Origin of the sequence: Megamonas funiformis (assembly GCF_010669225.1) — a bacterium.
In the GTDB taxonomy this organism is placed as follows: Bacteria; Bacillota; Negativicutes; order Selenomonadales; family Selenomonadaceae; genus Megamonas; species Megamonas funiformis.
This window is the reverse complement of record NZ_CP048627.1, coordinates 1,015,720-1,029,083: the sequence shown is the minus strand read 5'-3', so window position 1 is coordinate 1,029,083 and position 13,364 is coordinate 1,015,720. Positions and strand designations below refer to the sequence as shown.

The 13,364-nt window shown below is 29.0% G+C and carries 15 protein-coding genes and 1 tRNA gene; 10 read left to right on the top strand and 6 right to left on the bottom strand.

Annotation, left to right across the window (positions count from 1 at the left end; genetic code table 11):
* Positions 1–13: 13 nt before the first annotated feature.
* Positions 14–433, top strand: coding sequence for a MerR family transcriptional regulator (locus tag GXM21_RS05100; protein ID WP_008538171.1), 420 nt, complete (start codon positions 14–16; stop codon positions 431–433).
* Positions 434–492: 59 nt separating this feature from the next.
* Here GXM21_RS05100 and GXM21_RS05095 read toward each other — a convergent pair whose 3' ends face one another.
* From GXM21_RS05095 to GXM21_RS05080, 4 genes are all read right to left on the bottom strand, one after another.
* Complete coding sequence (locus tag GXM21_RS05095) at positions 493–789, bottom strand: GNAT family N-acetyltransferase (protein ID WP_249068227.1); 297 nt, start codon at positions 787–789, stop codon at positions 493–495.
* Between the two features lie 101 nt (positions 790–890).
* A complete protein-coding gene (locus GXM21_RS05090) occupies positions 891–1,316 on the bottom strand; it encodes a GNAT family N-acetyltransferase (protein WP_008538172.1) in 426 nt (141 codons plus the stop codon).
* An 18-nt stretch (positions 1,317–1,334) separates the two neighbouring features.
* Positions 1,335–2,288 (bottom strand): tRNA modification radical SAM protein MnmL/YtqA, encoded by a 954-nt coding sequence (gene mnmL / locus GXM21_RS05085; RefSeq protein ID WP_008538173.1) that lies wholly within the window; start codon positions 2,286–2,288, stop codon positions 1,335–1,337.
* Positions 2,288–4,033: a B12-binding domain-containing radical SAM protein gene (locus GXM21_RS05080; protein ID WP_008538174.1), complete on the bottom strand. Its 1,746-nt coding sequence runs from the start codon at positions 4,031–4,033 to the stop codon at positions 2,288–2,290. Before GXM21_RS05080 ends, mnmL begins: the two co-directional genes overlap by 1 nt.
* Before the next feature lie 190 nt (positions 4,034–4,223).
* On the opposite strand from GXM21_RS05080, the gene GXM21_RS05075 reads away from it, so the two are divergent.
* From GXM21_RS05075 to GXM21_RS05065, 3 genes are all read left to right on the top strand, one after another.
* Positions 4,224–4,496, top strand: a complete 273-nt coding sequence (locus GXM21_RS05075) for an ACT domain-containing protein (RefSeq protein WP_008538176.1) — start codon at positions 4,224–4,226, stop codon at positions 4,494–4,496.
* Between the two features lie 48 nt (positions 4,497–4,544).
* The gene (locus GXM21_RS05070) at positions 4,545–5,906 is read left to right on the top strand and encodes a PFL family protein (protein WP_008538177.1); all 1,362 of its coding nucleotides are present in this window, start codon (positions 4,545–4,547) and stop codon (positions 5,904–5,906) included.
* A gap of 73 nt (positions 5,907–5,979) precedes the next feature.
* Positions 5,980–6,056: transfer RNA gene (locus GXM21_RS05065), tRNA-Arg, on the top strand.
* 120 nt (positions 6,057–6,176) lie between these two features.
* Here GXM21_RS05065 and larC read toward each other — a convergent pair.
* Together larC and GXM21_RS05055 are read right to left on the bottom strand one after the other, a co-directional pair.
* Entirely contained in the window at positions 6,177–6,992 is an 816-nt protein-coding gene (larC, locus tag GXM21_RS05060; protein WP_008538178.1) for a nickel pincer cofactor biosynthesis protein LarC, read from the bottom strand.
* 130 nt (positions 6,993–7,122) lie between these two features.
* Positions 7,123–7,611: a hemerythrin domain-containing protein gene (locus tag GXM21_RS05055; RefSeq protein ID WP_008538179.1), complete on the bottom strand. Its 489-nt coding sequence runs from the start codon at positions 7,609–7,611 to the stop codon at positions 7,123–7,125.
* A gap of 186 nt (positions 7,612–7,797) precedes the next feature.
* On the opposite strand from GXM21_RS05055, the gene GXM21_RS05050 reads away from it, so the two are divergent.
* From GXM21_RS05050 to GXM21_RS05025, 6 genes are all read left to right on the top strand, one after another.
* Positions 7,798–8,667: an HAD family hydrolase gene (locus GXM21_RS05050; protein ID WP_008538180.1), complete on the top strand. Its 870-nt coding sequence runs from the start codon at positions 7,798–7,800 to the stop codon at positions 8,665–8,667.
* A 153-nt stretch (positions 8,668–8,820) separates the two neighbouring features.
* A complete protein-coding gene (locus GXM21_RS05045; RefSeq protein WP_008538181.1) occupies positions 8,821–10,773 on the top strand; it encodes a BglG family transcription antiterminator in 1,953 nt (650 codons plus the stop codon).
* Positions 10,774–10,784: 11 nt separating this feature from the next.
* A complete protein-coding gene (locus GXM21_RS05040) occupies positions 10,785–11,240 on the top strand; it encodes a PTS sugar transporter subunit IIA (RefSeq protein WP_008538182.1) in 456 nt (151 codons plus the stop codon).
* 87 nt (positions 11,241–11,327) lie between these two features.
* Positions 11,328–11,633 (top strand): PTS sugar transporter subunit IIB, encoded by a 306-nt coding sequence (locus tag GXM21_RS05035; protein ID WP_008538183.1) that lies wholly within the window; start codon positions 11,328–11,330, stop codon positions 11,631–11,633.
* Positions 11,634–11,657: 24 nt separating this feature from the next.
* Positions 11,658–12,941, top strand: coding sequence for a PTS sugar transporter subunit IIC (locus GXM21_RS05030; protein WP_008538184.1), 1,284 nt, complete (start codon positions 11,658–11,660; stop codon positions 12,939–12,941).
* Between the two features lie 14 nt (positions 12,942–12,955).
* Positions 12,956–13,363, top strand: coding sequence for a tetratricopeptide repeat protein (locus tag GXM21_RS05025; protein ID WP_008538185.1), 408 nt, complete (start codon positions 12,956–12,958; stop codon positions 13,361–13,363).
* The last annotated feature ends 1 nt before the right edge of the window (position 13,364 follow it).

Sequence of the window (13,364 nt, the reverse complement as noted above, 5' to 3'; positions counted from 1 at the left end):
AAGGGGCTTTATTATGGATAAACAATATTCAATTCGTGAAGTATCAGCCAAATTCAATCTGCCAGCTTCCACGCTTCGCTATTATGAAGAAGTAGGCATTTTAACTGATATTCCTCGCAATTCATCAGGCAAACGCATTTATTTAGAAAAACATATCAATCGTTTAAAAACTATCTGCTGTTTTAAAAATACTGGTATGAGTATCGCTCAACTACAAGAATTTTTTCAATATGAACAGCAAGAGCTTTCACATATTGATGATATTTTAAAATTATTGACCAATCAAAAAAATCATATTCTAGCACAATTAGCAAAAATGCAACACGATTATAAGCATATTCAAAAAAAATTAGCTTATTACCAAGCTATGAAAACAGCTGTAGATAATCATACTGCTCTACCTAATTGGCAAGATTATAAATGCGATAATTGAAATATTAGCTATAATAATTTAACTGGAAATTTTTCCTTAAATTATTATAGCTTTTTTATTTATAATTTAACTTTCATAGTTTCAGGATTGCACAATTGCATAGGTGTGCCTTCTTTTACTATATTAAAACCTAATTTTTGATAAAAACTAACATTTTTCTTTTCATCAGGCATCAATTCAATATAAAGATAATCTTTATATTTATTTTTTATCATCTTTACTAAATTGCTGGCAATACCTTTGCCTTGATATTTAGGATTTACTAATACATAATGAATATATGCTGTAAGTATGCCATCATCTAAAGCTCTAGCTAAGCCTACTAATTTATTATTCTCCCACGCAGTAATAATCATACTGCTCTACCTAATTGGCAAGATTATAAATGCGATAATTGAAATATTAGCTATAATAATTTAACTGGAAATTTTTCCTTAAATTATTATAGCTTTTTTATTTATAATTTAACTTTCATAGTTTCAGGATTGCACAATTGCATAGGTGTGCCTTCTTTTACTATATTAAAACCTAATTTTTGATAAAAACTAACATTTTTCTTTTCATCAGGCATCAATTCAATATAAAGATAATCTTTATATTTATTTTTTATCATCTTTACTAAATTGCTGGCAATACCTTTGCCTTGATATTTAGGATTTACTAATACATAATGAATATATGCTGTAAGTATGCCATCATCTAAAGCTCTAGCTAAGCCTACTAATTTATTATTCTCCCACGCAGTAAATACCGTTGGTGAGTTAATTAATGCTGTATATAATTTATCAGGATTACTAGCCGATAATTGCCAATCAACAGATAAAAACAATTCTATTATATTTTCTTTCGTAAAATCTTTTTCATCTTTATAAATGATTTCCATAAAATCAAAATCCCTACATCATTCTTTAACTAAAAATTTTTGTACAGCACTGCCATTTAAATAATTACACAAACGACCTTGATAAAGATTTTTTTCTTCCATTTCTTTTACGATTTCATCGCGAATTTTCCACCAACCTGTCTGCCAATTACTAAATAAAGTATTTTCAGCTGGTGCTCTACCAATTAATCGCTGTAAAACAATATTTGGGGATAAATGTTCTAAGAAATCAATTACTCTTTGTTTATAATGCTCACAAGAAATAATTTCAAATTCTTTATTTTCATATTGCTGAGCCATTTTTGTATTTTTTACGATATAAAGTGCATGTAATTTCACCTGGTCAACGCCAAGTGCAGAAATCACTCTAGCAGTTTCAATCATATCTTTATCATCATCCCATGGTAAATCTAAAATTACATGAGTACAACACAATAAACCATAACGCTTTATACGCAATACTGCATCAATATATTCTGCCAAACCATGACCGCGATTTATTTTTTCTAAAGTCTTATAATTTATCGTTTGTAAACCTAATTCTACACAAATATCAATATTTTTTTCTTTAGCAATTCTAGCTAAGATTTCTAAATAAACATCATTTATGCAATCTGGTCTTGTCGCTATATAAATAGCCACTATATCATCACTAGCACATGCTTCTAATACATATTTTTCTAATTGTTCTGGTGGCATATACGTATTACTGAAATTTTGAAAATACGGTATGAATTTTTTCGCCTTATACTTAGGCACTATATGAGCCTTATTCATGCGAATTTGTTCTGTTACGGATAATTCTGGTGGTAAATTTTCATAACCTGCACCAATACTACCGCAAAAAGTACAGCCAAATTTCCCACATGAACCATCACGATTAGGGCAAGTAAGCGGTAACCCTATAGGCAATTTATAAACTTTCTCACCATAACGTTGTTTTAAATAATCGGAAAAAGCATAATATATCATTATAAATTTATATCTCCTTGTTTTATTTCTTGATAAAATACTCCATCATCTTCATAGGCAAAAATCATTGCATTTTCTTTTGCTTTTATTTGACATGATTTCGCTTCATTCATATCATAGGCAAAAACTTCTATCGAAAATTTCTTTTTCAAATCGCGCCATGATTTAAATTGATAATTATTAATATAAGCTAATGCTTTTTCACTCATATAGAAATCATCTGTTACTTTTTTATCTACTTCTTTCCATGGCAACATATCTATTTTTATCTTACCTTTATCTGTCAATAAAGCATCGAATTTCAATACATTATAAATATATTCTTTATCTTTTATTTTAGAATTTTGCTCAATAAAATCATATAAAAATACATATAAATTCTTAGGAGCATGTGGTGCTAAATGCAATTTTTTAGCTTGCCAATATTGAGCAAAATCAGCAAAAAATGTATAAGCATCTTGATTATATTGTTTGATTAAATTAATAATCGTATATTTAAAACGGCCAGCATTATAATACAGTTCCAATACATCTACAAAAATCTGTAATTTTCGCATAGTGGCATAATCCATATATTTATTGCTTATTACTTGATATGGTGCTTGTGGCATATATACATAATCATGCTCTTGTATTAAATCATTCATTGCTGCACCTTTTAATAATTTCAAAAAGCCCACTTGAAGCATATCAGCTTGCAATAAATATACGTCATTAAAAGATTTTGCAAAAGAAGTAATATCTTCATAAGGAAGACCAATGATTAAATCCACATGCAGATGAATATTTCCATAAGCCATGATAGATTTTATGTTATTTGTCATTTCTTCCCATGGATTTGCTCTACTTATCTGACCTAGAGTTTTTAAGTTCGTAGATTGAATACCTATTTCAAATTGTACTCTACCTTTTGGCATTTTCTTAAGTACAGCCTTGATTTCATCATCAATATGATGAGCCACTATTTCAAAATGGAAATTAGTTCTACAATCTTGTTTAGCAATAAATTCTAAAATCGGTAAATAATGCTTTTTATCTGCATTAAAAGTTCTATCTACAAATTTTACCTGACGAACATTATGTTTAATAAAATAACTTAGTTCAGCAAAAACTTTATCTAAAGAGCGATATCTTACGCCTTTAGTTGCACAAGATAAACAATATTTACAAGAATAAGGACAACCTCTTGAACTTTCATAATAAATTATCTTATCCTTTAAATTTTCGATATCGTTATCATTATAAGGGAAAATTATTTCATCTAAATCACTTACAGTAACGGCAATATTCTCATCAATAGTATCATCACTATTTCTCTTTGCTATGCCAGCAATTTTTATTTCTTCATTATTTTTATCATCTAATAAAGCCTGCAATAAATCATGAAAAGCTTTTTCACCTTCGCCACGCACTACAAAGTCCACCATAGGAAAATCCTGCATAAATTCTTTTGTAGCATATGAAACTTCTGGCCCGCCACAGATAATCTTACAATTTGGCAATAATCTATGCACAAGTGGCAACAATTGTTTCACTAACTCAATATTCCAGATATAACAAGAAATTCCCAATATATCTGGTCTAGCATCAAATATCTGATTAGCAATATCAATCAAATGATTATTGATAGATACTTCTAGCATCTCTATATCACAAGATAAATCTTGACAATTTTTGTATATATAGCGAATTGCTAATGACGAATGTATATATTTTGCATTTATCGCTGTCAATAAAACTTTCATAAAAAACTCCTCTTATCTCAAATTTTTATCATTTTCATTAAAAAACACAATATCCTAAAATAATACCTATATTATTATATATGTACAATGTATTTTTAGCAAAAACTAATGCAAGCTACTATTATTAATGATATAATAACACTGTTACAATAATTTAGTAACTCTATAAAATTAATAAGGGGAAGTATAAATGAAACTCGTTATAACTGTTATCGGAAAAGACCGTGTAGGCATCATTGCCACTGTAAGTAATGTTCTTGCTGAAAACAAAGTAAATATTATCAGCATCAACCAAAATATTATGAATGGCTTTTTCAATATGGTTCTAATTGCTGAAATGACTGACAAAAACATTAAATTACAGGATTTACAAAAACTCCTCAAAGAAAAAGGTGCTCAGCTTAACGTAGATATCAAAGCTCAACATGAAGATATCTTCAATGCTATGCATACAATCGGCTAATTTTAAATATTCTTTATTAATTAACTAAAGAATTTAGGAGGAACTTTTGTGATTACTATTAATGATATTTTAGAAACTAATCGTATGATAACAGAAAATAAATTAGATGTTCGTACGATTACATTAGGACTTAGTCTTCGTGATTGTGCTCACCCTAATTTAAAACAATTTTGTGATAATGTTTATGACAAAATCACAAAATCTGGTGAATTCTTAGTAAAAACCGGTGAAGATATTTCTAGTGAATATGGTATTCCCATTATTAATAAACGTGTTTCTGTAACTCCTATTGCTATTGCTGCTGAAGCCTGCAAGACAGATACTTATGTTCCTGTTGCTGAAGCAATGGATAGAGCTGCTAAAGAAATTGGTATTGATTTCATCGGCGGTTTTTCTGCTCTTGTTGAAAAAGGTTATACAAATGGTGATAGAATTCTCATCAATTCCATTCCACAAGCTTTAGCTACTACAGACTTAGTTTGCTCTTCTGTAAATCTAGGTTCTACAAAAGCAGGTATCAATATGGACTGCGTTCGTGAAATGGGTGAAGTAGTAAAACGCACTGCTGAACTTACTCGCGACCGTGAAGCTATTGGTTGTGCTAAACTCGTTATCTTTTCTAATGCTCCTGGAGATAATCCATTTATGGCTGGTGCTTTCCATGGTGTTAGTGAAGCTGAAAAAGTAGTAAGCGTCGGCGTAAGTGGCCCTGGTGTTGTAAAACATGCTCTTGAAGATTTAAAAGGTGCAGATTTTACACAAGTTGCTGAAACAATTAAAAAGACTGCATTCAAAATCACTCGTGTAGGTCAATTAGTAGCTAAAGAAGCTTCTCGTCGTCTTGGCGTACAATTCGGTATTATCGATTTATCCTTAGCACCAACTCCTGCTGTTGGTGATAGTGTTGCTCATATCTTAGAAGAAATGGGTCTTGAATCTTGTGGTGCTCCAGGTACAACAGCAGCTCTTGCTTTATTAAATGACGCTGTTAAAAAAGGTGGCTTAATGGCTTCCTCTCACGTTGGTGGTTTAAGTGGTGCTTTCATTCCAGTAAGTGAAGACGCTGGTATGATTGATGCTGTAAGCTGTGGAAGTCTTTCCATTGAAAAATTAGAAGCTATGACATGCGTTTGCTCTGTAGGTCTTGATATGATCGCTATCGCAGGAGATACTCCAGCTGCTACAATCTCTGGTATCATCGCAGATGAAGCTGCTATTGGTATGATTAATAATAAAACTACTGCCGTTCGTGTTATTCCTGTTCCTGGTAAAAAAGTTGGCGATACTGTTAACTTTGGTGGTTTACTCGGTCATTGCCCTATTATTAAAGTTCGCAGTGAATATAGTTCTGATGCATTTATTGCTCGTGGTGGTCGTATTCCTGCACCTGTACGTAGCTTAACAAATTAATTTAAAAAAATTTTAAAAAAGTTGTTGACAAACACGTAATATATAGATATAATATTAAATGTTCTCAAGGAACGCGCCCATAGCTCAGCTGGATAGAGCACACGCCTTCTAAGCGTGCGGTCGCAGGTTCGAATCCTGCTGGACGCACCACTTTGAAATTAGAGCCTTAGCAATAGCTAAGGCTTTTTTGTTATCTAAATATAAAATTTTAATTCATAAATAAAAAGAGACTCTATAAATTTTTTATCATTTATAAAGTCTCTTATTTTTTTATTTAACTTCAATCATCATAGCACGAACTACATTTGGTATATCATATTTTCTTTTCCCTGCACCTATACCAATTTTCTTTATAATAAATTCTTCTGGCAATTTATCTTCTGTTTGAATACCTGCAATAATAGCAGCCCCTGTTGGAGTAATTAATTCCCCTTTTATCTGTGTATAATGTAATCTTAAACCATGTTCTATAGCAATATTTACTACAGCTGGCACAGGAATAGGCATTTGACCATGTTGACAACGCACAAAGCCTTGACCTTCATATATCTTTGGACAAACAACTCTATCTATATTTAATTTATCTATACATACAGCAGCAGCTACTATATCCACTATTGAATCCACTGCTCCTACTTCATGGAAATGAACTTCATCAATACTTACACCATGAGCTTTTGCTTCTGCATTAGCAATAATATTAAAAATTCTTATTGCTATTTCTTTTGCTCTATCTGTTATTTGTGATTTATTAATTATTTCTACGATTTCTTTTAAACCACAATGTTCATGGTGATGATAATGTTCATGACTATGATTATGATTATGGTGATGAGTCTCATGATGTTCACTATGTAAGTAATTCATATCATGGTCATGATTATCTATATCCAAAATTACATTAAAATCACAAGCATCAAGTGCCATTTTCTTTACACGGCTAATTTCTATTTTATAACCATCTAGTGGTAATGTTTGTAAATTTTCCATTAAATAATTTTTATCTACGCCTAAATCTAATAACGAAGCTACAAACATATCTCCACTAATACCAGCATAACATTCTAAATACAATATATTATTCATAATCTAGCTCCTTTGTCTTCTATCTACATTATATATTAACTGTTAAACTTAACTTCATGTCAATAAAAAAATGAAAAAACCTACTATAATAATTTAAATAAATTTTAAATCATCATAATAGGCTTTTTTGTTATTTCATATAATTTTGTGCTTGCTCATTTAATTTTTCTATTACTTCTTTAGATAATAAACGTTCACCATAAGGATAAGCCACTCTATTTTCCTTATCTATATGTCTACGAAGTAAATAAACATAAGACATTGTATTTGTAACTATCGCCAATTTTAATTTTACTGTAGGCTCTTTTTGATACGCTTTCAACGCATTTTCCAATTTCCATACATATAATCTAGCTAAATTATGTTCTACAATCATGCCATGATTTACTAAATTATTTGCCATCTCATCTTTCGTTTCAAGCATAGCTTTGAATAAAAGTTCTTCTTCTTTTTGATGATGAGTTTTATCCGCATATACACGGATAAATTCTATAGCTTTTGTATATTCTTCAATAGATATTTCATTTTTTTCCATCAAATCTATTGCCATAATTTCAAATTTATCTACAAATTTACTGATATTATCATGTTCTTCTCTTAAAATTTCAAATATATTCATCAAATAGCCTCTCCTAAATAACAAAAAATTTATACTCAATTAACAATCATCTAAATTTCATATATCATTATATAACAAATCATATTAAGCATATGTTGTTTTTCCAACATATTTTTAAAAACTTATAAAAAATTTCCATAGTATATACTAAATGATTATAATAAAATAAAGATTAGAGGTGATTTCATGTATAAACGTAAATATAAAGAAAAATTTCCTGTTATTGCCATTTGTTATGATTTTGATAAGACTTTATCACCTAAAGATATGCAAGCTCAAGGCTTTATTCAAGATATAGGCTATGATGTAAATAATTTCTGGGAAGAATCAAATGCTTTAGCCACAGCTAATGATATGGATACAAATTTAGCTTATATGTATAAAATGGTAGAAAAATCTCAAAGAAATTTCCGTTTAGATAAAAAAATACTTGCTGATTATGGAGCCAAAGTTGAACTTTTTCCTGGCGTCAAAACATGGTTCAAACGCATTCGCGATTATGGCAAAAAACATAATATCATCATTGAGCATTATATTATCTCAAGTGGCTTAAAAGAGATGATTGAAGGTACTGTCATGGCTCAAGAATTTGAAAAAATCTATGCAAGCTCATTTTATTTTAATGATAATGGCATAGCCAAATGGCCCGCTCAAGCTGTTAATTATACAAATAAAACACAATTTCTCTTTCGCATTGAAAAAGGTTTTTTAGATATAAATGACCCCGCGGTAAACGATTCTATACCTGAAGAAAAAATTCGCGTGCCTTTTAGAAATATAGTCTATATTGGCGATAGTGAAACAGATATTCCCTGTATGAAACTAGTAAATAGCTATGGTGGCCATTCTATCTGCGTATATAATCCTCAATTATCCAATATGGATAAAGTCATTAAATTATTTACTGAAAATCGCATCAAATATTTTGCTCCTGCCGATTATAATGAAAATAGTAAACTTGACTTACTCATAAAAACAATCATTGATAAAACTGTTGCCTTTGAAAAATTAAATCAATGCTATTTAAATGATAAAAAAATATTAACTACAAAATAACTTAAAAATCTCTCTTTATAATATCTATTAAAAGAGAGATTTTATTTTTAAGTTAAAAATGAACATAGCATGTGTTCATAACATGTCTTAACATTTCAAAATTATCTAAATATAATAAAAGTATAGTAATTGACAGGAGGTGAAATAAATCTAATGCCAATACAAAATAAACGTATCTTATCTATTTTAAAAATACTAAATAAACATAAAAAAGCTATTTCAGGTGAAAATCTAGCTAATCTTATTGGAGTTAGTCGTAGCACTATACGAAGAGATATTAAAGACTTAAACTCAAGTATCCAAAAATATGGTGCTCATATATTATCAGAAGCAGGCAATGGTTACAAATTAGTTATTGATGAGCAAGAAAAATATTCGGTTCTCACTGAAAAATATAAATTAAATTCATATATTAACTATACAGGTGACAATATTGTTCCTTTTGATTATAATGATAGAATTTCTTTTATAATTGCTAGAATTTTATTAAATTCTTTACACAACAAAATAGTTAATCAAGAAGAATTAGCCGAAGAATTATTTATTAGCTTGTCTACATTAAAAAAATATTTAACAGATATAAAGAAAAGCTTAGCACGTTTTAATCTTGAACTCATATCAGACAGATTTAATGGTATAAAAATAAATGGAAATGAAACAAATATACGTTACTGCATTTCTGAATATATATTTAATAGAGATGATTTAATTAATTTTACCAATAATAAATTTGTAAAAGATATCTTTTCTCAAGAAGAAATCAGTTCTGTTAAACATATTTTAATGAAAGTTATCTTAAAACATAACATACGACTAACAGATATTGCTTTCAAAAATCTTTTAGTTCACATAATAATTATTATGTGTCGTTCAAATAGAGAAAATACTGTTGAATATACTTTAAATGAACGAAAAAAATTAGAACAATCTTCTTATTTTTCATCAGCAAAAGAAATATTATCTATCATTCAACAACAACTAGGCGTAGATATAAGTAACGAAAGCTATTATTTAACCCAACATTTTATAGCTAGTCAAAAATTTATAGAATCAACTAAAACTAGAAATAATTGTCAACAATTAATATCTAATATATTAAAAAAAATCAAATTAAATACAAATATTGATTTATCTGATGATAATGAACTTATTTCTGGTCTTACTATTCACCTAATTGCGGCAATTAACAGATTAAAATTTAATATGAATATCCGCAATGGTATCTTAGAATCTATAAAAAATAATTATCCATTAGCTTTTGAAATGGCGATAATTGCTAGTGAAGTAATCGAACAAGAAGAAAATGTTAAAACAAATGAAAACGAAATTGGTTTTTTAGCCATCCATTTTGGTGCCTCATTAGAACGTAATAAATTAAACGAGGAAATGGGCAAAACAGCTATTATTGTATGTGCTACAGGTCTTTCTACTGCTCTTTTATTAAAAAGTAAACTACAAAGACGATTTGGTGGTATTTTAAAAATCACTCGTGTTATGAGTTTTTATGAATTAACTGAGCAAATTATAAACAGTGTTGATTTTATATTTTCTACAGTTCCTATTCCAAAACTAGATAATAAAAAATTTATTTTAGTAGAACCTATTATGACAGAAGATGATTTACTTTCAGTAGAAAAACAACTTAATAAAAATGAAGAAAATAATTTCACTAATTATCGTTTATTTTTTAAAGAAGATTTATTTTTCCCTTCTTTAGAAGCTACATCTTCATATAATGCTATTGAACAACTAGCTGATGCTATGATTCAACATGGTTATATTGATAATCAAGTTAAACAATCAATATTTGAACGTGAAAATATGGCTTCTACTGAAATTGGTGGTATGATTGCTATACCTCATGCCTTAGAAAATCATATGTCAGAAGTTACTATTTCTGTAGGTATCTTAAAAAATCCTATTATTTGGAATAAAGAAAAAGTACAAGTAATATTTTTATTAAGTATTCCTAAACATTTATACAAATTATGGGAAAATATTTTTAAAAGTATCTATAAAGCTTTTATAGATAAATATGGTTCCTATAAATTAGTTACAGACCCAAAATTTGAAACACTAATGCAATTATTAAATAATATAGATTAGGAGGTTTTTTAATGTTAACGGATATTGTAAGTCCAGATAAAATTTTATTACATCAATCGGTTTCTGATTGGCAACAAGCTATAACTGTAGCTGCAAAACCACTTCTTGATAGTAAATATATTTATCCTGAATATATTACTGCTATGATTGATGCAGTAAAAAATTATGGACCATATATTGTTATTGCTAAAGGAGTGGCTCTCGCGCATGCTCGAAGTGAAGATGGTGTAAAGAGCATGGGATTAAGTATTATGACGACTAAGGATCCTATTAATTTTGGTAATCCTGAAAATGATCCTGTAAAAATAATTTTTTGCTTAGCTGCTCCAGATCCAACAACTCATCTTGATGTTATGAGATCATTAGTTAATGTTATTAACGAAAATTGGAAAATCGAACAACTATCAAAAATTGATAATATTGAACAATTTATTTCTATATTAAATAAATTTGAACAAAATGCTTAATAACTATTATTTCTTAAATATATCTATAAGCTTATTTATTAAATTTTAAATTAATATATTAAAAAGATGTAAAAAGGAGATTTTATTATGAAAAAACCTAAAATTTTAATGGTATGTGGTGCTGGTCTTGGTAGTAGTTTTGCTTGTCAAATGACTGTTGAAACTGTTTTAGCTCAAATTGGTGCAGAAGCAAATTTAGATCATTGTGATATTTCTTCAGCTGTTTCTATGCGACCTGATATTATATTAACAGCTTCTAATTTTAAGACTCAATTTGAAAAATTTAATATTGATCCAAATGAAACAAAACTTATTTATTTAAAAAATATTGTAAGTAAAGATGAAATTAAAGAAAAACTTACTCCTGTACTTAAAGAAATAGGTGCTTTATAAACTAACTAAAGGAGGCTTCTTTTTATGGAAATTATTAATTTTATAATCAATAACATCCTTACTCAAGCTGGTATTACTCTAGCTTTAATTGCCTTATTGGGATTAATTCTCCAAAAAAAATCTTTTGGAAATTGCTTGAGCGGTGCATTTAAAACCCTTCTTGGATTTATGGTTCTATCAGCTGGTTCTGCAATCATCGTTGGCAGTTTAACTTATTTTGGAAAAATTTTTACAGAAGGTTTTGGTTTACGTGGTATTATTCCTTCAATCGAAGCTATTAATGGTCAAGCTATGAATGAGCTCGGTTTAGGAAGCCAAATTGCATTTACATTCTTAGCTATATTTATTGTAAATATTATTTTAGCACGTATTACCAAATGGAAATATATATTTTTAACTGGTCAGGCTCTTTTATGGATGGCTACTATGTGTACAGCTTTTGGTTATTTTGCTGGATTTAGAGGTTTTACCTTGGTAATCATAGGTGGTATCATCGGTGGTATTTTTGCTGTTGCTATGCCAGCTATAGCTCAACCAATCATAAGAAAAATAACTGGTAGTAATGATATTGCTTTAGGACATTTCTGCACAATTGGTTATCTTGTAGAAGCTGGTGTTGCTAAACTTGTTGGTAATTCTAAAGATTCTGTTGAAGAAATAAAACTACCTAAACAATTTGAATTTTTACAAGATACGTATTTATCCGTAATGGTAGTAATGGTTCCGCTCTATATCATTACAGCATTATTTGCTGGTCCTGCATTTTGTCAAGATTTATCTGGTACTACAAATTATTTAGTATTCGCCTTTCTACAAGCAATTCAATTTGTAGTTGGTGTATATGTACTCTTATCTGGTGTTCGTTTAATATTAGGTGAAATTGTTCCTGCATTCCGTGGTATTGCTATGAAATTAGTTCCAAATGCAATTCCTGCTCTAGATTGCCCTGTATTATTCCCTTATTCTCCAAATGCAGTAATTTTAGGATTTATTACAACAACAATTGGTACAATTATTGCTATGTTCATATTACCAGTTTTTGGATTAGCTATGATTTTACCTGGTATGTTAACTAACTTCTTTGCTGGTGGTACTGCAGGTATATTTGGTAATGCTGTTGGTGGTAAACGTGGAGCAATCATTGGTGGTATTGTTCATGGCTTCTTCATTACACTTCTTCCTGCTTTATTAGTTGGCATATTTGATTCTTTAGGATTTGTAAATGCTACTGCTACTGATGTTGATACTATAGCAGCTGCGCTCTTATATGCTTGGATTATCATTCCACTTATGGGTGCTGGTCAATAAGAGGTGATATTTAAATGTTTTCATTCCTTAAAAATCTATTTGGTACAAATAACAATGAAAATTCAGCTAACGAAAATATAAAAAAAACTATTGACACTGAATCTTTAGAAAAAGAATTTATTCAACTTAAAAAACAGTTATCTACATCTAATGATAATAATATTATTGAAATACTTAATAAATTAGGTGAAGTTTGTACAAACCTCAATAAAATTGATGATGCTATCTCTTACTACGAACAAAGTCTAAAGAAACAACCTACATTAGGTAAAGCTTCTACAGATTTATTAAAACTTTATAATATAAAACGTAAAGAAGCATCCTTAGCTAAAGATGATAATTTAATTCAATTCTATCTAGAAAAAATAGATAATTTAATGAAATTAAATAAAGAAACAATGAAAAAATCTACTACTTATTAAT